General features: G+C 54.8%; 23 protein-coding genes, 1 pseudogene and 1 riboswitch. Of the genes and pseudogenes, 11 read left to right on the top strand and 13 right to left on the bottom strand.

The features are described 5' to 3' along the window. Window positions 1-185: 185 nt before the first annotated feature. Genes IAE48_RS05645 through IAE48_RS05635 form a run of 3 tightly spaced genes read right to left on the bottom strand, consistent with a single transcriptional unit; the run spans window position 186 to window position 3,474 of the window. Window positions 186-773, bottom strand: a complete 588-nt coding sequence (locus IAE48_RS05645) for a Slp family lipoprotein (protein WP_023480101.1) — start codon at window positions 771-773, stop codon at window positions 186-188. 36 nt (window positions 774-809) lie between these two features. Beyond that, window positions 810-1,505 (bottom strand): tRNA (adenosine(37)-N6)-threonylcarbamoyltransferase complex dimerization subunit type 1 TsaB, encoded by a 696-nt coding sequence (gene tsaB / locus IAE48_RS05640; RefSeq protein ID WP_200133743.1) that lies wholly within the window; start codon window positions 1,503-1,505, stop codon window positions 810-812. Window positions 1,506-1,563: 58 nt separating this feature from the next. Continuing rightward, window positions 1,564-3,474 carry an ATP-dependent DNA helicase gene (locus tag IAE48_RS05635; protein ID WP_076770012.1) on the bottom strand — a complete coding sequence of 637 codons (1,911 nt, stop codon included), beginning with the start codon at window positions 3,472-3,474 and terminating at the stop codon, window positions 1,564-1,566. Window positions 3,475-3,586: 112 nt separating this feature from the next. Here IAE48_RS05635 and IAE48_RS05630 point away from each other — a divergent pair, with 112 nt between their 5' ends. Continuing rightward, on the top strand, window positions 3,587-3,931 hold the full coding sequence (locus tag IAE48_RS05630; protein ID WP_200133742.1) for a RidA family protein: 345 nt from the start codon (window positions 3,587-3,589) through the stop codon (window positions 3,929-3,931). Here IAE48_RS05630 and IAE48_RS05625 read toward each other — a convergent pair whose 3' ends face one another. Then, the gene (locus IAE48_RS05625) at window positions 3,932-4,120 is read right to left on the bottom strand and encodes a YoaH family protein (RefSeq protein WP_023480153.1); all 189 of its coding nucleotides are present in this window, start codon (window positions 4,118-4,120) and stop codon (window positions 3,932-3,934) included. It lies immediately after the preceding gene. A gap of 84 nt (window positions 4,121-4,204) precedes the next feature. Here IAE48_RS05625 and pabB point away from each other — a divergent pair, with 84 nt between their 5' ends. From pabB to IAE48_RS05605, 4 genes are all read left to right on the top strand, one after another. Continuing rightward, complete coding sequence (gene pabB, locus IAE48_RS05620) at window positions 4,205-5,554, top strand: aminodeoxychorismate synthase component 1 (protein ID WP_200133741.1); 1,350 nt, start codon at window positions 4,205-4,207, stop codon at window positions 5,552-5,554. 3 nt (window positions 5,555-5,557) lie between these two features. Further along, window positions 5,558-6,136, top strand: a complete 579-nt coding sequence (locus IAE48_RS05615; RefSeq protein WP_042714448.1) for a CoA pyrophosphatase — start codon at window positions 5,558-5,560, stop codon at window positions 6,134-6,136. Window positions 6,137-6,311: 175 nt separating this feature from the next. Further along, on the top strand, window positions 6,312-7,676 hold the full coding sequence (gene sdaA, locus IAE48_RS05610) for an L-serine ammonia-lyase (protein WP_094419648.1): 1,365 nt from the start codon (window positions 6,312-6,314) through the stop codon (window positions 7,674-7,676). A 165-nt stretch (window positions 7,677-7,841) separates the two neighbouring features. Beyond that, entirely contained in the window at window positions 7,842-9,455 is a 1,614-nt protein-coding gene (locus IAE48_RS05605; protein ID WP_200133740.1) for an EAL domain-containing protein, read from the top strand. Here the strand turns inward: IAE48_RS05605 and yoaE are convergent. Then, a complete protein-coding gene (gene yoaE, locus IAE48_RS05600) occupies window positions 9,437-10,996 on the bottom strand; it encodes a CNNM family cation transport protein YoaE (RefSeq protein WP_054803643.1) in 1,560 nt (519 codons plus the stop codon). The two genes, IAE48_RS05605 and yoaE, sit on opposite strands and share 19 nt — an antisense overlap. Window positions 10,997-11,439: 443 nt before the next feature. Between yoaE and manX the strand changes: the two genes are divergently transcribed. From manX to mntP, 5 genes are all read left to right on the top strand, one after another. Beyond that, window positions 11,440-12,414, top strand: a complete 975-nt coding sequence (gene manX / locus IAE48_RS05595) for a PTS mannose transporter subunit IIAB (protein WP_054803642.1) — start codon at window positions 11,440-11,442, stop codon at window positions 12,412-12,414. A 63-nt stretch (window positions 12,415-12,477) separates the two neighbouring features. Next, window positions 12,478-13,278 (top strand): PTS mannose/fructose/sorbose transporter subunit IIC, encoded by an 801-nt coding sequence (locus IAE48_RS05590; protein ID WP_054803641.1) that lies wholly within the window; start codon window positions 12,478-12,480, stop codon window positions 13,276-13,278. Window positions 13,279-13,290: 12 nt separating this feature from the next. Then, the gene (locus IAE48_RS05585) at window positions 13,291-14,142 is read left to right on the top strand and encodes a PTS mannose transporter subunit IID (RefSeq protein WP_023480044.1); all 852 of its coding nucleotides are present in this window, start codon (window positions 13,291-13,293) and stop codon (window positions 14,140-14,142) included. A 59-nt stretch (window positions 14,143-14,201) separates the two neighbouring features. Next, a complete protein-coding gene (locus IAE48_RS05580; protein ID WP_200133739.1) occupies window positions 14,202-14,660 on the top strand; it encodes a DUF986 family protein in 459 nt (152 codons plus the stop codon). 196 nt (window positions 14,661-14,856) lie between these two features. Then, a riboswitch (yybP-ykoY riboswitch) is annotated at window positions 14,857-15,031 on the top strand. 6 nt (window positions 15,032-15,037) lie between these two features. Then, window positions 15,038-15,604, top strand: a complete 567-nt coding sequence (gene mntP, locus IAE48_RS05575) for a manganese efflux pump MntP (protein ID WP_200133738.1) — start codon at window positions 15,038-15,040, stop codon at window positions 15,602-15,604. Here the strand turns inward: mntP and rlmA are convergent. The 6 genes and pseudogenes from rlmA to mgrB all read right to left on the bottom strand — a co-directional run bounded on the left by rlmA (window position 15,601) and on the right by mgrB (window position 18,950). Then, a complete protein-coding gene (gene rlmA / locus IAE48_RS05570) occupies window positions 15,601-16,416 on the bottom strand; it encodes a 23S rRNA (guanine(745)-N(1))-methyltransferase (protein WP_076770017.1) in 816 nt (271 codons plus the stop codon). The genes mntP and rlmA overlap by 4 nt on opposite strands. Before the next feature lie 142 nt (window positions 16,417-16,558). Continuing rightward, complete coding sequence (cspE, locus tag IAE48_RS05565; RefSeq protein ID WP_001062678.1) at window positions 16,559-16,768, bottom strand: transcription antiterminator/RNA stability regulator CspE; 210 nt, start codon at window positions 16,766-16,768, stop codon at window positions 16,559-16,561. A 12-nt stretch (window positions 16,769-16,780) separates the two neighbouring features. Beyond that, window positions 16,781-16,921: pseudogene (locus IAE48_RS05560) on the bottom strand (DUF2627 domain-containing protein). 512 nt (window positions 16,922-17,433) lie between these two features. After that, the gene (locus tag IAE48_RS05555) at window positions 17,434-18,423 is read right to left on the bottom strand and encodes an MBL fold metallo-hydrolase (protein WP_200133737.1); all 990 of its coding nucleotides are present in this window, start codon (window positions 18,421-18,423) and stop codon (window positions 17,434-17,436) included. Window positions 18,424-18,441: 18 nt separating this feature from the next. Continuing rightward, window positions 18,442-18,732: a YebO family protein gene (locus IAE48_RS05550; RefSeq protein WP_094419642.1), complete on the bottom strand. Its 291-nt coding sequence runs from the start codon at window positions 18,730-18,732 to the stop codon at window positions 18,442-18,444. A gap of 74 nt (window positions 18,733-18,806) precedes the next feature. Next, on the bottom strand, window positions 18,807-18,950 hold the full coding sequence (gene mgrB / locus IAE48_RS05545; protein ID WP_023480134.1) for a PhoP/PhoQ regulator MgrB: 144 nt from the start codon (window positions 18,948-18,950) through the stop codon (window positions 18,807-18,809). 162 nt (window positions 18,951-19,112) lie between these two features. On the opposite strand from mgrB, the gene IAE48_RS05540 reads away from it, so the two are divergent. Further along, window positions 19,113-19,352, top strand: a complete 240-nt coding sequence (locus tag IAE48_RS05540; RefSeq protein ID WP_200133736.1) for a YobH family protein — start codon at window positions 19,113-19,115, stop codon at window positions 19,350-19,352. Between the two features lie 48 nt (window positions 19,353-19,400). Here the strand turns inward: IAE48_RS05540 and kdgR are convergent, their stop codons facing one another. Together kdgR and htpX are read right to left on the bottom strand one after the other, a co-directional pair. Then, a complete protein-coding gene (kdgR, locus tag IAE48_RS05535; protein ID WP_042715774.1) occupies window positions 19,401-20,192 on the bottom strand; it encodes a DNA-binding transcriptional regulator KdgR in 792 nt (263 codons plus the stop codon). 268 nt (window positions 20,193-20,460) lie between these two features. Next, the gene (gene htpX, locus IAE48_RS05530; RefSeq protein ID WP_094419640.1) at window positions 20,461-21,342 is read right to left on the bottom strand and encodes a protease HtpX; all 882 of its coding nucleotides are present in this window, start codon (window positions 21,340-21,342) and stop codon (window positions 20,461-20,463) included. Window positions 21,343-21,419 lie beyond the last annotated feature (77 nt).

The raw sequence follows: 21,419 nt of genomic DNA, 5'->3' as shown, positions 1-21,419 counted from the left end.
TGTTTGTTGTCATCGCAGCCCCAGTTAATAAACAAGAAATTAACATTATATTAACTCAGCGTACCAGTTTGAAAATTAACCGGACGGAAGGTTGCGAAGCGCGTCACTAATTATTTTTGTCATCTAATACAGAAAACAAAAACAGCGGCCGGGCCGCTGTTTATTTTTCCTGTCAAAACAAGAAATTATTCTGTTACGACCGTTTGTACACGAGCGGGTTCAGGCGGATACCAGCCCCATGGACCGTAGCCTGTGCGCCAGGGATAAGCCCCCGGACCGGAGAACCAGGGGTCGAGCGGCTGCGGCGGCATCATGATTTGCTGCTGCAAGCGCCAGCGCTTGTAGCCGTTCACCTGCATTACCATATAGGTGTAGGAGGCGCTGCCAACTTTACCCGCTTCGGTGCCGGTAATCGGCCCGACCACGGTGACCAGCTGGTTACGGAAATCGACCGGGTCAACAAAACCGTTGATGTCGGCATAGATGCGCCCGACAGAGGGCTCGCCCAGCACCGGGCGCGCGCCTTCATCCAGCGGGACAGAGGCGATCTCCAGCCGGGTTTTGCCCTGCTGATTGATCACATTGATCACTTTCCCGCCGAAACGCCCCTCCTGACCGACATAGAGCGTTGGCGCATTCATCACCCGCACTAAATCTTGCTGCGGTGTCGGGCTGGTGCCCTTGATCGCATCGGGCACCGTCACGCACCCACTCAACGCTACCGTTACCAGCCCTGCCAGTAACAGCTGCATAAACCCTTTTTGACCCGCCATCATGCGACCCCTTAACTCAGTTAGTACTACTGAGATTCATTCCCGGCCAGGAAGTTTCTTCCACGCCACTTCGTTACGCAAATAAACCGGTTCCGCCTGTTCAACGGCAACCCATTTTTGCGCGGCAAAAAGCTGGCGGGCGATGGGCAACATATCTTCCGCCGTGGGCAGCAACATCTCGCCGTCGGTCAGCGTAACAGGACTATTCGCTGCTAATTCAGGCCATGCGCCCCAGCCGGTGCCAACCATCGCCCAGTTGCCATCAAGCTGCTGCAAACGATCGCTTACCGCCTCAGGCTTCAGCACCGCTTCGGTCTCTTCACCGTGCCAGACGCCGTCGGCATCGCGCTGATACTCAGCCCAGTAGACTTCGCCCATGCGGGCATCAATGGCCGCCAGCACACGGGTTGCGCCGGTTTTACGCCAGGCTCCCTGCGCCATCGTCGCCAGCGTCGAGACGCCAATCATCGGCAGCTCTGCGCCGAGGGCCAGGCCCTGGGCGATACCAATACCGATACGCACGCCGGTGAAGCTGCCGGGCCCGCGGCCAAAGGCCAGCGCATCGAGATCGGTAAGCTTGACGTCGGCGTCGGCAAGGGCAGCTCTGACCAGCGGCAGAATGCGTTGTGTATGTTCACGAGGGCAAAGTTCGAAGTGAGCGAAGGTCGTACCGTCATTCCACAGGGCGACAGAACAGGCTTCTGTGGCGGTATCAATAGCCAGAATTCGCATGGGTATAGCAGTCCAGATTCAACAAAATGGCGCGCATCTTACCACACTTCGCGGAAAATTACTCCGCTGCAGGCCGGGCAAGAAACTCCACCGCGCGGCGGATATCGCGCGTGCGCGGTGCCGGCGGCAGGCTGGCGAGAAACACCGCGCCGTAGGGCCGCATCACCAGACGGTTATCGCAAATCACCAGCACGCCGCGATCGTCAATATCACGGATCAGGCGACCGACGCCCTGCTTGAGCGTAATGACCGCATCCGGGAGCTGCACTTCATCAAAGGGATCGCCACCGCGCAGACGGCAATCTTCCATCCGCGCTTTCAGCAGCGGATCGTCCGGCGAGGTAAACGGCAGCTTATCGATGATTACCAGCGAAAGCGTATCGCCGCGCACATCGACGCCCTCCCAGAAGCTGCTGGTGGCAACCAGCAGCGCGTTACCCGCTTCAACAAACTGTTGCAGCAGTTGACCTTTACTGGTTTCACCCTGCAACAGCACCGGCAGGCTAAGTGTGGCACGGAACTGTTCTGCGAGATCGCGCATCATGGCGTGCGAGGTACAGAGCATAAAGCAGCGACCGTTGTTGGCCTCAATCATCGGCCTTAACATCGCTGCCAGCTGGCGCGCAGAGCCGGGCTGATTAGTCTGTGGCAGATTGCGCGGCACGCAGAGCAGCGCCTGGCGCGGGTAATCGAAGGGGCTCGGCAACAGCAGCGACTCGGCTTCCTCGATGCCTAACCGCGCGGTGAAGTGATGCAGATCGTCGTTAACCGACAGGGTCGCGGAGGTAAAGATCCAGCTCCCCTTCTTCTCTTTCATCACTTCCTGGAATTTATCGGCGACGGTCAGCGGCGTCAGCGCCAGCGTAAAGTTGCGCGAGGTGCACTCATACCAGTAGCTGAAGCCGGGCTGGTTGAACTCCTTCAGCCGCTTGAGGCGGGCGCGGTAAACCGTGGCGCGCTCAAAGGCGGCGTCCAGCACCGCTGAGCGCCCGAGGGAGAGTTTCGCCACGTCGTAACAGAGCTCAAGGGCGTCATCAAGCAGCAGCAGCGCACGCTGAATGCGCGCATCGGCCAGCAGTTCGCGCAGGTTCCCGCGATAGCCCGGCTCGCCGAGTTGCAGGCGGAAGTCCTGCGCGCTTTGCGCCAGCCGGTCGGCGCACTTCTGCAACTGCGCGGTATCGCGTAAATCGGTGCGGTAGGCGATGGTGAAATCTTTGGCCAGATCGAGCAGCTGGCGGCTGGAGAGCGACTGGCCAAAATATTGGCTGGCGATATCGGGCAACTGGTGCGCTTCGTCGAAGATCATCACCTCGGCCTCCGGGATCAGCTCACCGAAACCGCTCTCTTTCACCACCATGTCGGCGAGAAAAAGGTGGTGGTTGACGACGACAACGTCGGCTTCCATCGCTTTTTTACGCGCCTTCACCACGAAGCACTCTTTGTACATCGGGCAGTCGCTGCCCAGACAGTTATCGTTGGTGCTGGTGACCAGCGGCCAGGCGGCGGAATCTTCAGCCACGCTGACGCAGGTGCTGATATCGCCATCTTTGGTCTGGTTAGACCAGGAGCGCAGCAGAATGACATCGCTCAGCGTTTGTACCGGCAGATCGCCACCGGCAATCGCTTGCTGTTCGAGACGCTCGATACAGAGGTAGTTTGAACGGCCTTTGAGCAGCGCCGTGCGCCCGGTGTACTCCAGCGCTTTTGAGACGGTGGGCAGATCGCGGCTGTAGAGTTGATCCTGCAGGGCTTTCGAACCGGTGGAGATGATCACTTTCTTCCCGGCGCGCAATGCGGGCGCAAGGTAGGCGTAGGTTTTACCGGTTCCGGTTCCCGCCTCAACCACCAGCGGCTGCGTTTTTTCAATCGCTTCGGTCACGGCGTAAGCCATCTGGCGCTGCGGTTCGCGCGGTTTAAATCCCGGTATCGCTTTGGCAAGCTGGCCGTCTGTTGCAAAATCGTCCGTCACACTACCCCCTGGTTAAATCGCCAGTGATTATGTCAGGGTGAGCGGATTTACGCCAGCCAGGTTTTTGTGGCACTCTTCCCGGCGAATCTATGTAACCAGGAAGGAAAAGGTGATGACAATTGTGCGTATTGACGCGGAAGCCCGCTGGTCTGATGTGGTGATCCATAACCAGACGCTTTATTACACTGGCGTGCCGGAAAACCTCGATGACGACGCCTTTGAGCAGACGGCTAACACGCTGGCGCAGATTGACGCGGTGCTCGAAAAACAGGGCAGCGATAAGTCACGGATCCTCGACGCCACTATTTTTCTTGCCGATAGCGATGATTTTGCAGCGATGAATAAGGCCTGGGATGCGTGGGTCGTGGCGGGCCATGCACCGGTGCGCTGCACCGTGCAGGCGAAGCTGATGAATCCGCGTTATAAAGTTGAGATTAAGATTATCGCGGCGGTCTAATTACTCCTCCTCGTCTTCCTCATCTTCAAAGCGCGCCACAATCCGCTCGCCGGTATGGCTGGCGCGCAACTCTTGTGCCACCAGGGTAATGGCCTCGCCGCTGCTCATGCCGCCTGCCATAAGCTCCTGAATACGTTCGACTGCTTTCTGCTGCTGTTCGTGACTGAGGGCGGGTAATCCTGCAAACATGGTCAACTCCTGATAAATTATCGGCGCTAATTATTCCACGCGTCTGTGCACTACGCCAGCGAAGACGCTCAAGAGCCAGGAATCATGAAACAGTTAACGCCTGCCCAACTCTCGCTCCCGTGGCGCCGCGACGCTGCGGAATTCTATTTCGCACCGCTCAGCGCGCAGCCGTGGGCGATGCTGCTCCATTCGGGGCATGCCGATCATCCCCATAACCGTTTTGATATTTTAGTCGCCGATCCGCTCACCACACTGACAACGCAGGGCGATATCACTTATCAGGCTGGACGCGCGTCGCAAGGCGATCCGCTTGAACTCTTACAGCAGGCGCTGGATACGTGCGGTCTGCATGCTGAACCCACGAATGACCTCCCTTTCCAGGGCGGCGCGCTGGGCCTGTTTGGTTATGATTTAGGCCGCCGTTTTGAAAAACTGCCCTCACTGGCCGCGCAGGATATTGCCGTCGCGGATATGGCGGTTGGCCTCTATGACTGGGCGCTGATTGTTGACCACAAACTGCAGCGCGTAACGTTGTTGAGCCACGGGGATGTCAATGCGCGCCTGGCCTGGCTTGAGGCCCAGAGCGCACCGCCACAGGCTGAGTTTCGCTTAACCTCTGCCTGGCAGGCCAATATGAGCCGCGCGGAGTATGGCGAGAAGTTCCGCCAGGTGCAGGCGTGGCTGCACAGCGGCGACTGCTATCAGGTTAACCTCGCGCAACGTTTCCAGGCGCACTATAGCGGCGATGAGTGGCAGGCGTTTGTGCGCCTTAACCAGGAAAACCGTGCGCCGTTCAGCGCCTTTTTGCGCCTGCCGCAGGGGGCGATCCTCAGCCTGTCGCCGGAGCGATTTATTCGCCTGACCGGTGATGAGATTGAGACCCGCCCGATTAAAGGCACCCTGCCCCGTCTTGCGGATCCGCAAGCGGATGCTGAGCAGGCCGCCCGTCTTGCCGCCTCGCCGAAAGATCGTGCCGAGAATGTGATGATTGTCGATCTGATGCGCAACGATATTGGTCGCGTGGCGGTGCCGGGTTCGGTGCAGGTGCCGGAGCTGTTCGTGGTGGAACCCTTCCCGGCGGTGCATCACCTGGTGAGCACCGTGACGGCGAAGCTGCCGCCCGGACGACACGCAAGCGATCTGCTGCGCGCGGCGTTTCCCGGCGGGTCGATTACCGGTGCGCCGAAAGTGCGGGCGATGGCGATTATCGATGAGCTGGAGCCACACCGCCGCAATGCCTGGTGCGGCAGCATCGGTTACCTCAGCCTCTGCGGCAATATGGACACCAGCATCACCATCCGTACCGTCACCGCCTGTGACGGTCAGCTTTACTGCTCGGCGGGCGGCGGGATTGTCGCCGACAGCGATGAGGATGCGGAATATCAGGAAACCTTTGATAAAGTTAATCGTATTCTGCGGCAACTTGAGAGGTAATTCGTGGAGCAACCGGTGTTAACTCTGGATAACTTTTTATCACGCTTTCAGCTAATGCGACCGCAGCTTAATGCCGCTACCCTGAATGCGCGCCAGGCGGCGGTGCTGGTGCCGATTGTACGGCGTAAAGAGCCGGGCCTGCTGCTGACGCAGCGCTCAGCCATGCTGCGTAAACATGCCGGCCAGGTCGCCTTTCCCGGCGGCGCGGTCGACAGTACCGACGCCTCGCTTATCGCCGCCGCGCTGCGTGAAGCGCAGGAAGAGGTGGCTATCCCGCCGGAATCGGTTGAAGTGATTGGCGTCCTGCCGCCGGTGGATAGCGTGACCGGCTTTCAGGTTACGCCGGTGGTTGGGATTATTCCGCCGGATCTCCCCTGGCGTGCCAGTGAAGATGAAGTGGCGGCGGTGTTTGAAATGCCGCTTGCCGAGGCGTTGCGGCTTGGGCGTTATCACCCGCTGGATGTGCATCGTCACGGTAATGCCCACCGGGTGTGGTTATCCTGGTATGAGCATTATTTTGTCTGGGGCATGACGGCGGGGATCATCCGCTCGCTGGCGCTGCAAATCGGCCTGCGCCCATAAGCGCTATACTCTGTTTTGCGCACTTTGTGACGGCGAACTCGCTATTAGTTTAATAGAGGCCAGCGATTAGTTTAATTCATGTGAATAGTTAACCTGCTGGCACCCTTCCCTCTTACACTATGCGCAGTTATTACATCGTTACTGGAAACCCAGTAACCCTGTCAGGAGTGTAAATGTGATTAGTCTATTCGACATGTTCAAAGTGGGAATTGGTCCCTCCTCTTCCCACACTGTTGGCCCGATGAAGGCCGGGAAGCAGTTCGTCGATGATCTGGTCGAAAAAGGATTGCTGGAAAACACTACCCGCGTTGTGGTGGATGTTTACGGCTCACTCTCCCTTACCGGGAAAGGACACCATACCGATATCGCCATTATTATGGGTCTGGCGGGCAATGAGCCGGCCACTGTCGATATTGATGCGATCCCGGGGTTTATCCGCGATGTGGAAAACCGTGGGCGCTTGCTGCTGGCGCAGGGTCGCCATGAAGTCGACTTCCCGCAGAATGATGGCATGCGTTTTCACAGCGATAACCTGTCGCTGCACGAAAACGGCATGCGCATTACCGCCCTGAACGGCGATGAAGCCGTTTACAGCAAAACTTACTACTCCATCGGCGGCGGCTTTATCGTTGATGAAGAGCATTTTGGTAAAGAGACCCTCGACTCTGTCGCTGTGCCCTACCCCTTCAACTCTGCGACGCAGATGCTTGAGTACTGCAAACAGACCGGGCTTTCTCTCTCCGGGATGGTGATGCAGAACGAGCTGGCGCTGCACTCGAAAAAAGAGATTGAAGAGTACTTTGCTAACGTCTGGACGACCATGCGCGCCTGTATCGATCGCGGCATGAACACCGAAGGCGTGTTGCCGGGTCCGCTGCGCGTACCGCGTCGCGCTTCAGCCCTGCGCCGCCTGCTGGTCTCCAGCGATAAGCTCTCCAACGATCCGATGATCGTTGTGGACTGGGTCAACATGTTTGCCCTCGCGGTTAACGAAGAGAATGCGGCGGGCGGTCGCGTTGTGACGGCTCCGACCAATGGTGCCTGCGGTATCGTGCCGGCGGTGCTGGCCTATTACGACCACTTTATTGAGTCCGTCAGCCCGGATATCTACATTCGCTACTTCCTCGCTGCCGGGGCGATTGGTGCGCTCTATAAAATGAACGCCTCCATTTCCGGTGCGGAAGTGGGCTGCCAGGGCGAAGTGGGCGTTGCCTGCTCGATGGCGGCGGCAGGTCTGGCTGAACTGCTGGGTGCAAGCCCGGAGCAGGTTTGCGTTGCCGCAGAGATTGGTATGGAGCACAACCTCGGTCTGACCTGCGATCCGGTCGCCGGCCAGGTGCAGGTTCCCTGCATTGAGCGTAATGCCATTGCCTCGGTGAAGGCGATTAACGCCGCGCGGATGGCGATGCGCCGCACCAGCGCGCCGCGCGTCTCTCTCGACAAGGTTATCGAAACCATGTACGAGACCGGGAAAGATATGAATGCCAAATACCGCGAAACCTCGCGCGGTGGTCTGGCCATCAAAGTGCAGTGTGACTAAACTCACCGCTCTCAACGCCGTTCAACCGAACGGCGTTTTTTTTACCCGCTGCGCCACAAATCAAGAATATTCCCCGCCGTTTGTGCATAAGCTGAGCAATTTCCCGCTACACTTCAACTGTGCTGGCATGGCAATCAGGCCAGGGATATTACAGGCGATCGGCGCATGCAAACGGCTCAGCGGATCATTAAAAGCTATCGACAGCGGCGCGCGACGGTCTGCGTGCTGGCGGGCATTGCTGCGCTGATATTGACCCTCGCTTTTCGCTTTGTTTCCGAGCGTAACCTCAACCAGCAACGTGTCGCCTCTTTTACCCATCATGCGGTGGTGAACTTTGATCGCCTGCTGCTGCCGCTGGAATCGACCCGCGAGATGGTTTCGCCGCTGGTCGGTAAACCCTGTGACGGGGTGCACCTGCAACTGCGCAAAATCGCTGCCAGCCTGCAGACGGTGCGCTCCATTACGCTGGTGCACGATGGCATACTTTACTGCTCGAGCATTTTTGGCGATCGCCACGTCCCTGTTCACCAGCTTCAGCCGAGCCTGCCGGCGAAAACCACGCTGCTGGTCCTCTCAACGGATAAATCCCTGTTGAAAGATCGCCCGGTGCTGATCGTCTGGTTTCCCACCGCCGCAGATGGGCAAAGTGGCGTGATGGAAGTGGTCAATATTGAACTGCTCAGCCGCTTAATGCTGGAGCCCCAGCCGCCGCTTATCACCCGCGTTGCACTCTCTGTTGCCGGGCGGCATCTGGTGCAGGGAAAAGGTCTGCTGGAGACCCTACTGCTGGCCGACGATGAGAAGCGCTATCAGCGTACCTCGCAATTCTTCCCCCTGTCGGTGAGCGTAAGCGGCCCGGGTGCAACGCGGCTGGCGCTGCAACATCTGCCCTCACAGCTGCCGCTGGCGCTGATGATTGGGCTTTTAACCAGCGTGATTACCTGGTTTACCACTGCCAGCCGCATGAGCTTCGCTCGTGAAATTAACCTTGGCTTAACCGGCCGCGAATTTGCCCTCTTCTGCCAGCCGGTGCTGCATGCCCAGAGCCTGAAGTGCGTCGGCGTGGAGATCCTGCTGCGCTGGCACAATCCGCGCCAGGGTGCGATTTCGCCGGAGGTGTTTATTCCTATCGCCGAGGCGCAGCATCTGATCGCCCCGCTGACCCGGTATGTGCTGATTGAGGTGCAGGCGCACCGCCATCTCTTTCCGGCCGACGCCCATTTTCATATCGGCATTAATGCCGCCCCCAGCCATCTGCGCGATGGCGAGTTACTGAAAGATCTGCACCGGTTGTGGTTTGTTCACCATCCGGTTCAGCAGTTGATCATTGAGTTAACCGAGCGCGATGCGCTGCAGGATGTTGATTCGCGCATGATGCGCGAGCTGCATCACAACGGCGTGAAGATTGCGATTGATGATTTCGGCACCGGTAATAGCGCCCTGAGCTGGCTGGAGAAGCTGCAACCGGACATTCTGAAAATCGACAAATCCTATACTGCGGCGATCGGCACCGATGCGGTGAACTCCAAGGTGACCGACATCATTATCGCGCTTGCGCAGCGGCTGGATATTGAACTGGTGGCAGAGGGGGTAGAGACCCCGCAGCAGGCGCAATATTTGCGTCAGCAGGGGGTTCAGTCACTTCAGGGATATCTGTTTGCACAGCCGATGCCCATTGAGAACTTCCCGGCGTGGTTAGCCGGGAATGCGACGCCAGCCGCGCATGACGACCGGCTGGCTCCGCTGATGACGATTGAGGATCACTCCTCTTCGTCGTGAGCCGGTTGCTCTTTAACAATACGCACCAGATCGACCCGGTAGTCGTTTGCTTCCATCACGGTGATATGCAGCGGCGCAATGGCAAAGGTTTCGCCTACCGGCGGGATCTGCCCACGCGCGGCAATGACAAGGCCCGCAACGGTGGCGATATCTTCCTCTTCATTAACGAAGTTATCGAGATCCAGCGTATGCTGCAGCGCATGCAGGTCGGTAGTGCCTTTCACCAGCCAGCCGTCGCCGTCGGCAATGATTTCCGGCGTTTCATCCGCATCAGGGAATTCACCGGCAATTGCCTCCAGCACGTCCAGTGGGGTTACCAGCCCCTGAACCACACCAAACTCATTGGTGACAATTACGAAGCTGCCGCGCGCGCGGCGTAATACCGCCAGCAGCTTGATCGGGTCGAGGGTTTCCGGCACCACAATTGCCGGCGACTCAGATGCGATAGCGGCAACATCGACGCCCTCTTCCAGCGACACCAGCAGCTCTTTGGCGCGCACAATACCGATCACTTCATCCAGTTCGCCACGACAGACCGGGAAGAGGCTGTGCGGGGAAGAGAGCAGTTGCTGACGGATCTCGTCAACGCTCAGATTGGCATCCACCCAGCTGATATCACCGCGCGGCGTCATAATGCTGCGCAGCGAACGGGACGCCAGCGTCAGGACACCGTTGATCATATAGCGCTCCTCTTCCGCAAACGCGCCTTCCGGCACCGTTACTGAGGCATCGCTGTCCGTCTCGGTTTGCGTCGTATTCTGACGGCGACCGCCCATCAGACGCACAATCGCATCCGCGGTGCGCGCACGCAGCGGCAGGCGCGACTGGTTGCGCAGAAAGTTACGGCGCGCAACCTGGTTAAAGAACTCAATGATGATTGAGAAGCCAATCGCGGCGTAGAGGTAGCCTTTCGGAATATGGAAGCCAAAGCCCTCTGCGACCAGGCTCAGACCAATCATCAACAGGAAGCTCAGACAGAGCACCACGACCGTCGGATGCTGGTTCACAAAGTTAGTCAGCGGCTTCGAGGCCAGCAGCATTACCGCCATCGCGATTACCACCGCCGCCATCATCACCGGCAGGTGATTAACCATACCGACCGCAGTAATCACCGCATCGAGGGAGAAGACCGCATCGAGAATCACGATCTGCGTCACCACCACCCAGAAGCTGGCGTAGCCTTTACCGTGTCCGCCATCGTGATCGCGGTTTTCCAGCCGTTCATGAAGCTCCGTAGTGGCCTTGAACAGTAAGAAAATACCGCCGAACAGCATGATTAAATCACGGCCGGAGAAGGTAAGGTTCCACACCGAGAAGAGCGGCTGGGTGAGCGTCACCATCCATGAGATCAGCGACAGCAGGCCAAGTCGCATCACCAGCGCCAGTGACAGACCGATCAACCGTGCTTTATCGCGCTGCTTCGGCGGCAGTTTATCGGCAAGAATGGCAATAAAGACCAGGTTATCAATACCCAGCACGATTTCCAGCACAACCAGCGTCAACAAACCGATCCAAATCTGCGGATCCATTAAGAATTCCATGACAGGCTCCTGTTCAGGAAAACAGTATACGGCGCGCGAAAATGCGCAGGCGTGATGACATTGACTCTATTTGAAAGGGGGGAATGCGTGGCGCGGGACGGCCATAAAGTGAACTGACGTCGGTGACGATCCATACGATGGGCTACTGCCCTTTACTCCTGGTAACTTAAACGGAGGTTAAACATAGCAAAGAGCCTGGGTAGCTGGCAAAGATTTACCAGACTTTGCAAAATGTATGGATATTTTGCGCCACAAAATTTCATTTTTATGAAAGCTAAATTACGGATCTTCATCACATAAATTATTTTTTCACTCTCTAAAATAATTCGCGAAAGTTCCTAAACTTCTCTTTGAGTTTATCTCTGAATCGATTCGCTTTTTTGGTGCCGATTCACAATACATCCATCGCGTGGATGTTAACGACAAGAATAAGGAGGTAGCAAGTGACTATTGCTATTGTTATAGGCACACATGGTTGGGCGGCAGAACAACTGCTTAAAACCGCCGAGATGCTACTCGGCGAGCAGGAGAATGTCGGATGGATCGATTTTGTTCCCGGCGAGAACGCGGAGACGTTAATCGAAAAGTATCAGGCGCAGCTGGCAAAACTGGATACTAATCAGGGCGTGCTGTTTCTCGTTGATACATGGGGTGGCAGCCCGTTTAACGCCGCCAGCCGCATTGTCGTCGATAAAGAGCATTATGAAGTCATCGCCGGCGTGAATATCCCGATGCTGGTTGAAACCCTGATGGCACGTGATGACAACCCAACCTTCGATGAGCTGGTAGCGCTGGCCGTCGAGACCGGACGTGAAGGCGTGAAGGCGCTGAAAGCGCAGCCGGTGGAAAAACCCGCTCCCGCTGCGGTTCAACAGACGGCAGCACCGAAAGCCGCTACCCCTGCTAAACCGATGGGGCCGAACGACTATATGGTTATCGGTCTGGCGCGTATTGATGACCGCTTAATCCACGGCCAGGTCGCCACCCGCTGGACCAAAGAGACCAACGTCACCCGGATTATTGTCGTCAGTGATGAGGTAGCCGCCGATAACGTGCGTAAAACGCTGCTGACGCAGGTCGCACCACCGGGGGTAACGGCTCACGTTGTCGACGTCGCAAAAATGATCCGCGTCTATAACAACCCGAAATATGCCGGTGAACGCGTAATGCTGCTCTTCACCAACCCTACCGACGTCGAGCGCATCGTCGAGGGCGGCGTAAAACTTACCTCGGTCAATATTGGCGGTATGGCCTATCGTCAGGGCAAAACCCAGGTAAACAACGCTGTTTCCGTCGATGAGAAAGATATTGAGGCGTTTCGCAAACTCAACGATCGCGGCATTGAGCTGGAAGTCCGTAAAGTTTCAAACGATCCGAAACTGAAAATGATGGATTTAATCAGCAAAGTGGCGAAGTAACCGCGACGACCTGATTGACTCAGTTTTCACACTTACGTCTGATTTAGCTATAGGAGAAGTACAATGGAGATTACCACTCTTCAGATTGTGCTGGTGTTCGTCGTCGCATGTATTGCCGGTATGGAGTCGATACTTGACGAGTTCCAGTTCCACCGTCCGTTGGTGGCATGTACGTTAGTCGGTATCGTTCTTGGTGATATGAAAACCGGTATCATTATCGGCGGTACCCTTGAGATGATCGCGCTTGGCTGGATGAACATCGGTGCCGCAGTCGCGCCGGATGCCGCGCTGGCGTCGATTATTTCCACCATTCTGGTCATTGGCGGCCACCAGAGCATCGGTGCCGGTATCGCGCTGGCAATCCCGCTGGCGGCGGCAGGCCAGGTACTGACCATTATTGTTCGTACCATTACCGTTGGTTTCCAGCACGCGGCAGATAAAGCCGCGGATAACGGTAACCTTACCGCGCTGTCCTGGATCCACGTCTCCTCCCTGTTCCTGCAGGCGATGCGTATCGCCATTCCGGCGGTGATTGTGGCTATCTCTGTCGGTACCAGCGAAGTGCAGAACATGCTCAACGCCATTCCGGAAGTGGTGACCAGCGGTCTGAATATCGCCGGTGGCATGATCGTGGTGGTCGGTTATGCGATGGTCATCAATATGATGCGCGCAGGCTATCTGATGCCGTTCTTCTACCTCGGCTTCGTGACCGCGGCATTTACCAACTTCAACCTTGTTTCGCTGGGTGTGATCGGTGCCGTTATGGCCATTCTCTACATTCAGCTTAGCCCGAAATATAACCGCACTGCAGGCGGCGCTGCACCAGCGGCTGGTGCCAACGATCTTGATAACGAACTGGATTAACAGGTGAACGACATGGTTGATATGACGAAAACTCCGACTGAGAAAAAGCTCACCCAGAGTGATATTCGCAGCGTGTTCCTGCGTTCTAACCTCTTCCAGGGCTCGTGGAACTTCGAACGTATGCAGGCACTCGGCTTCTGCTTCTCGATGGTACCGGCGATTAAACGCCTCTATCCGGAAAATAACGAAGCCCGCCGCCAGGCGATTAAGCGTCACCTGGAGTTCTTTAACACCCACCCTTACGTTGCCGCGCCGGTGCTTGGCGTAACGCTGGCAATGGAAGAGCAGCGTGCGAACGGCGCAGAGATTGACGATGGTGCCATTAACGGTATCAAAGTGGGTCTGATGGGGCCGCTGGCAGGCGTTGGCGACCCGATTTTCTGGGGTACCGTGCGTCCGGTCTTTGCAGCACTGGGTGCCGGGATCGCCATGAGCGGCAGCCTGCTCGGCCCGCTGCTCTTCTTCTTCCTCTTTAATATCGTGCGTCTTGCCACCCGTTATTACGGCGTTGCTTACGGCTATCGCAAAGGGATCGATATCGTTAAAGATATGGGCGGCGGTTTCCTGCAGAAACTGACTGAGGGGGCGTCAATTCTCGGCCTGTTTGTGATGGGGGCGCTGGTCAACAAGTGGACGCACGTGAATATTCCGCTGGTCGTATCGGAAATTACCGACCAGACCGGGAAAACCACGGTGACCACGGTGCAGACCATCCTCGACCAGCTGATGCCGGGTCTGGTTCCGCTGCTGCTGACCTTCGCCTGTATGTGGCTCCTGCGTAAAAAAGTGAACCCACTGTGGATCATTGTCGGCTTCTTCGTAATTGGGATTGTCGGCTACGCTATCGGCCTGCTGGGTCTTTAAACGACGTTGTCATAACCGGGGGCGTGATTGCTCCCGGTTTTTTTATTTAAGGAGATGAGATGTCGATTACGGATAGCGTGCTGCTGCTGTTTGTCGCCGCCCTGCTGGCTTTTGCGCTCTATGACGAGGTGGTGATGCCCCGTCGCAAAGGCGAAACGTTGCTCACCGTTCCGCTGCTGCGCAGAAGCCGTACCGATGGCGCCATTTTTGTCGGCCTGCTGGTTATTCTGATTTATAACAACAGCGTTAACGGTGGTTCATCATTAACCATGTGGTTATTATTTGCGCTGGCGCTGCTGGGTATTTACCTTTTTTGGATCCGCGCCCCGAAAGCCATCTTTAAAACACAGGGTTTCTTCTTTGCTAATGTCTGGATTGAATATAACCGTATTAAAGAGATGAATTTATCGGAGGATGGCGTACTGGTAATGCAATTAGAGCAGCGGCGGTTACTAATCCGTGTACGAAATATAGACGACCTCGAAAAGATCTACAGAGTAATGGTTAAAACTCAATAAGTTACACAATACTCACCTCATTTTACCCTGCACAAAAAAGAGGCTTTAATATAGCCTCTGCTATATTTCTCATAAGAAATTACCTATGTTTATTAACGTTATTTTCACGTCGCAAGCTAAATGACAATCGTTATCGACAGGCAGCGCCATGAATATTCTTCTGCTGTTGTTTTATATTCTAAAAATATGGTAAGGTGCGTCCGTCGTTGGGGAGTAGCCGATTTCCGCCCTGCGGAAATGTACGTGTCAACATACTCGTTGCAAAACGTGGCACGTACGGACTGAACATTTTCAGTCAGGCGAGACCATTGACACACCAACTGCTGTTTACTGGGGGCAGTGGTGTGTTATATGGAACTCCCGGTCAGGACGCACAGATGAACTTATCCGCCACCCTGCTTCTCGCCTTCGGTATGTCGATGGATGCCTTCGCCGCCTCTATCGGTAAAGGTGCGACGCTCCGCAATCCTAAATTTTCCGACGCCCTGCGTACCGGCCTTATCTTCGGCGCAATTGAAACCTTAACCCCTTTACTGGGCTGGGGTCTCGGCATGCTCGCATCACAATTTGTGCTTGAGTGGAATCACTGGATAGCGTTCGTACTGCTGGCGTTTCTTGGCAGCAGGATGGTGCTGGAGGGTTTTCGCGGCAATACGGATGATGACGCAGAGATGCCGCATCGTCATGGATTCTGGTTGCTGGTTACCACCGCGATTGCTACCAGCCTGGATGCGATGGCGGTTGGCGTCGGGCTCGCGTTCCTGCAGGTCAATATCCTCACTACCGCGCTGGCCATCGGCTGCGCCACGCTCATCATGTCAACTTTAGGCATGATGGTAGGCCGTTTTATCGGCCCGCTACTCGGCAAACGCGCCGAGATCCTCGGCGGCGTTGTGCTCATTGGTATCGGCGTGCAGATCCTTTATAGCCACTTTGCTGGCTAGCTTTCCCGGCGTAAGCAATGGATAGTGAAATCCGTCTGGCAGCGGAATGTTTTAGTCGCTGCCAGCTGTTGCCACACTTCCGGCTTTGCCCGCCAGGCAAACGGCGTCATTTGCAGGAGCGCAACCGCCTCTTCGCCGGTCAGCTCCATCTCATAAGCGAGTGACTGTTCGGAAAGAATCGTAAACCCTTCAATTTCACCGCTGTTTGGCGCGTGCAGCTGCACCTCATCATAAATAAGCCCCTTCAGCTCCATTAAATGGCGCGGACCGGGTGCTGCGGTGATCACGACACCCTGCGGTTTCATCACGCGGGCCAGCTCCTGCGCTTTACAGGGCGCATAAATGCGCACCAGACCATCAATGCTGTTATCGTCAAAAGGCAAGCGGTGGCTGGAGGCGACGCAGAACATCACCTGCGGATAGCGTTTTGCCGCTGCGCGAATCGCCGCTTTCGAGACATCAAGACCAACGGTTTGTGCGCCGCGCGCGCGGCCTACCCCGGCAAATGCCTGCGTGTAGTACCCTTCCCCACAGCCGATATCGAGCAGCGCCGTCGCTTCTGCCGGCAGAGTCTCTTCAAACAGGCTGCAGATGGTGTCCCGCAGCGGCTGATAGTGTCCGGCGTCGAGAAAAGCACGGCGCGCCTGCATCATTTCGGCGTTATCACCGGGATCGCGCGAGCGTTTATGCTGAACGGGCAATAAATTGACGTAACCCTCTTTGGCGATATCGAACTGATGCCGCTGCGGACAGATAAATGCGCGCTCGTGGCGGCTTAACGGTGCGTGGCAAAGGGGGCAACTGAATGGCATAAACACTCCGGGACGACTTTTTCAAAGGGCGAAGTGTACCGTCAAATGTTGCGGCAGGGAAAATAAAAAGCCCCGCACAATGGCGAGGCTTGATAACTGACATTGATACGCGGAACGCGTCTCAAGCTCAGAGGTGTCGAAATCAGATAGCAGTTACGTTAACTGCAGCCGGGCCTTTCTGACCGTCCTGAATTTCAAACTCAACGTTCTGGCCTTCAGCCAGAGTTTTGAAGCCGTTACCCTGGATAGCAGAGAAATGTACGAATACATCTTTGCTGCCGTCAGCCGGAGTAATGAAACCAAAACCTTTAGACTCGTTGAACCACTTAACTTGACCTTTAATCTTTGCCATTTGCAAAATTCCTTAATGTATATACTTCGCCCGCAGGCATTGACTGAGAAAACTGAGACATTACTGCTTGAGGCACTAATATAAGGTTCGGCAGAGAAGCTGTATTCAACGAAACGTTTTACTCAGGACTTCTTTACTGAAAATGCCACACATAAACAGAACTGTACCTCGATTGACCCACAACGTGTTATCACATAATACGTAAACTATGGCAAGCCATTTTTAGATATGTCTCGATCCACCGCACAAATTCTAAGGGTATCGAAACAACCACTGTTCATTTATTCACTTCAATGACCGTTATAGCAGCCGCTGCACCAGCAGGTTTACCCGATAAACCTAGACCATTTCTTTCGATTCATCAAGCAGTTCCATGCAGCTTAAGGGTGGCTGAACCCCTCATGCGTTTCGCTTATATACTAAGAACTTTCTGCGAATAGTTATGCTGTTTATTCGATTAGGAAGATTCTTAAATGATTAATGATCTGGGACGAAACTATTGCTCAGGTTAACTATGAATAATTACTGAGCGAATAAGCACAGGCGTGCACCAAAATAATGAAATTATGATGACACTGCATCATTTGAAGGCAATAAAAACGTTTCGCGTAAATCTGAAGCGCACAATTTTAATACGGCTTACTTTTTATGGCGCTCGGCTTAAATTACCGCAGGGATAAATATTGACCAATTTTAAGGATCCTGAAGTTATCATTTTCCTGTTCCGCTTCGCTTAAAGCGCGCTGTAACTCCTGCACCGGCTCATCCAGTGATTCATCAGCCAGTTCAAATACGCCCCAGTGGATGGGAAAAGCCAGCGGCGAGCCTAATTGCTGCCACAGCGACACCGCACTTTGTGGATCCATATGGTTTATCGACATGAACCAGCGCGGTGCATAAGCACCAACGGGCAGCGCGAGCGCATCAATTTTTCCAAGACGCTGCGGGATCTGCAGAAGCTCGACGCTGTAGCCAGTATCACCTGGAAACCAGAAACGCAGTTCGCGCGACTCAATAACCCAGCCGCACCATAATGAGCGGTTGCGATCCCACGGTGTGCGCATGCTCCAGTGCTGAGCGGGAACAGCGGTTAAATGTAAATCGTCCAGCGAGGCTTGCTGCCACCAGTCCAGCTCAGTGACAAAACGCGCGCCAAAGCGGCGAAGCGTGTCACCCAATCCGAGAGGGACAAAAAGCTTTACCTCAGGAAACCGGCGAAGCAGTGCGCGGATTGTCCAGCGGTCCAGATGATCGTAATGATTGTGAGAGATAAGAATGGCATCCAGGGCGGGAATATCGTCAAGGGATAATGCAGGCGGTGTGCGCCGCTGAGGCCCGATGAAACGCAGCGGGGAGGCGCGTCGGGAAAAAACAGGATCGGTGAGCAGATATTTCCCCTGCATACGCAGAAGCACAGAGGCATGCCCAAGCCACCACAGGCCATCGTCACCCGGCGAAATCTCGGCTTTTTGCCACCAGGCTTGAATAAAAGCGTCATACCCTGTAGCTGGAGGCCGGGGAAGCCCGTCAGCTTTGCGTTCCTGACGCCAGCGTTTTACATCGCCGGGTTGATGCGCCACGGCCGTCGGGTTACAAAAACCGTCGGGCGTATGATGGGAGAGCGCGGGATCATACCAGGGGTTTTTCCAGGCCATCTCTCCCCTCCTTTCAGGTTATCGTTCAGCCACCAGCCGGATAAACTCCTCGTCTTCACCCTTAGTCTTATTTTTTTCGACCTCGGGGAGAGCAGCTTTTTCCGGCTCATTCGCTTCACAGAGACGGCGCAGCAGCGCATTTTGCCGTTTTTGCTGATCGAGCAGGGCTTCCAGCAGTTCAATCTGCTCGTTCGTACGTGAACTGGCACGATTGATAAAGAACCACAGCACCAGACCAATAACCAGAACCACCACAGAAACCAGCATAGACGCAAAATTTAGCGCGCCAGAATTTAAGATTTCGTTCATTTCACACCCTCAAAGTAGACGCGGCATTTTACCACTGGCACTCAGGAAGGAAATCTTTCACTGCAGAAATGCGCTTACCAGGGGATGAATTTATTGATGACACAGATGCCGCTGAAAAATTGTACATCCTGATCGCACATCACATTGATCATTTGAGTCCATAGCAGCAGGCAGACCACCACCACGGCAATCAGCAACAGCCATCTAAATTTTCTCACTCCACTCTCCGAAACATTTCAAGGTGTAACCACACTAGCATGGCTTCCTTAAACAGCGGGTAACTGTACCCCCTTTCGGTATTTTTAGGAATGCGTGACTTGTTTCAATCAATAAAAGACGTAGCCTTAATGGCAGACTTAATCGATGTGCAAGGAGCAAACATGCGTACACTTATTCGAGGCGTCATCGTTGTCGCGCTGCTGTGGATTGGACTCTTACTGAGCGGTTATGGCGTGCTAATTAACAGTAAAGAGAATGCAGCAGGCCTTGGTTTACAGTGCAAATACGTCACCGCGCGTGGTACCAACACGGCGCAATATGTTCATTCAGACAACGGATTTTTTGGCCTTGCCAACTGCCCACTGATGCGTAAAAGCGATAACGTCATTGATAACGGTTGATTTTTGCCATGAAAAAGCCGCCCCTTGGGGCGGCTTTTTTGACAATTATCAGAATGGATAATCGTTATAACCCATCTGTTCAGAAATTTTACGCGCTGCCTGATGCAGCATTTCCACGTATTCGTGCAGGCGCTCTTCGGAGAATCGCAGAGTCGGGAAAGAGATACTCAGACCAGCGATAACCACGCCAAAACGGTCAAACACCGGTACACCGATGCAGCGTAATCCCTCTTCCTGCTCTTCGTTATCTTCGCCGTAGCCCTGCTGGCGAACGATATCCAGCATCGGCAGCAGATCTTCGGTGCTGGTAATGGTGCGATCGGTGCTGCGCTTATATTCAACGCCTTCCAGAATCTGTTTCACTTCATCGCGATCGCGCCAGGCCAGCAGCACTTTACCAATCGCGGTGCTATAGAGCGGATTGCGGCGACCGATACGCGAATACATGCGCAGGTTATACATCGAATCGATTTTGTGAATATAAACGATGCTGTCTTCATCGAGAGCACCCAGATGGATGGTCTCTTTCGTCAGGCGAGAAAGTTCACGCATCTGGATATCCGCGCTGCGGATTAAATCAACGTTTTGCAGTGCACGCGCGCCAAGTTCGAATAACTTCAGCGTCAGGGAGTATTTCTCTGACTCCCCTTCCTGTGCCACGTAGCCTAACGATTTCATGGTCTGCAAAAAGCGATAAACGGTGCTTTTTGACATCATGACGCGCTGTGAAAGCTCGGTAATGCCGATTTCACGCTCTTCGCCCAAAGCCTGCAGAATGCCAAAGACCTTCAGTACAGAAGAGACAGAATCTGGCTGCTTGTCCAAATCCGCGATTGCCATTAATTACCTCATCGCCTGTGTTTTATAAAAATCAGAATAGGTTTTTATTATAAATTCGTCGACCATCCGCCGCAATGCGCGAATGCCTGGTTCGTTACAAATCTGCGACATTACGCCTGAAAGACGCTGATGCCGCGTTCGGAGAAATAATTACGCGATAATCTGCTGGGTTAACTGCGTACAACCCATACCATTCCTGCCGCTGAGCGCTGATGACGAACAATAAAAAAGCGCGTCAATGGACGCGCTTTTATTATTTGTAATGATGTTATTTGAGGTAGGCGCCTGAACGCAACGCTTCAATACGTTTATCCAGCGGCGGGTGCGTCATAAAGAGTTCGCTCAGCGACTTTGACTTACCGTTAATGCAGAACGCCATCATGCTGCTTGCTTCCTGCGGCTCATAGCTGGTTTTCAGCCTTTGCAGTGCAGCGATCATCTTCTCGCGTCCTACCAGACGGGCTGAACCCGCATCGGCATGGAATTCACGGTAGCGGGAGAACCACATGGTGATGACGCTCGCCAGAATACCAAATACCAGTTCGAGCACCGTCGCGACGGCAAAGTAGACCAGCGGGTTACCGTTACTCTCTTCACCCTCATCCCGGTCTCCGCCCATGAAGCCAGCGGCAATCTGGGCAATAATGCGCGAGATAAAGATAACGAAGGTGTTCACAATGCCCTGAATCAGCGTCATGGTGACCATGTCACCGTTGGCAATATGGCTGATTTCATGGGCGATGACCGCTTCGGCCTCATCACGGCTCATGTTTTGCAACAAGCCGGTACTGACGGCGACCAGCGAAGCATCACGGCGCGCACCGGTAGCGAAGGCGTTAATATCCGGCGCGTGATAAATCGCCACCTGCGGCATCGCAATGCCTGCCTGGCGAGACTGCTGTGCAACGGTCTCCATCAGCCAGCGCTCCATATCGTTGCGCGGCTGCTCAATGACTTCACCACCTACAGATTTCAGCGCCATCCATTTCGACATCAACAGCGAAATGAACGAGCCGCCAAAACCGAACAGCAGCGCCATAATCATTAACCCCTGAACGCTGCTCGACTGAATGCCCGTCAGGCTAAGCACAAGGCCGAACACCAACATAACAGCCAGGTTAGTCAACAGGAAGAGCGCGATTCGCATCATAATTTTCTTTTAACCTCGATTTAACAAAACGCACTATGCGGTTATCCACATCGTATGGGCGTGCGGGCTATTTTCAA

Source organism: Kosakonia sp. S57 (assembly GCF_016516575.1).
Lineage (GTDB): Bacteria > Pseudomonadota > Gammaproteobacteria > Enterobacterales > Enterobacteriaceae > Kosakonia > Kosakonia cowanii.
This window is presented reverse-complemented; position numbering and strand designations above follow the sequence as displayed.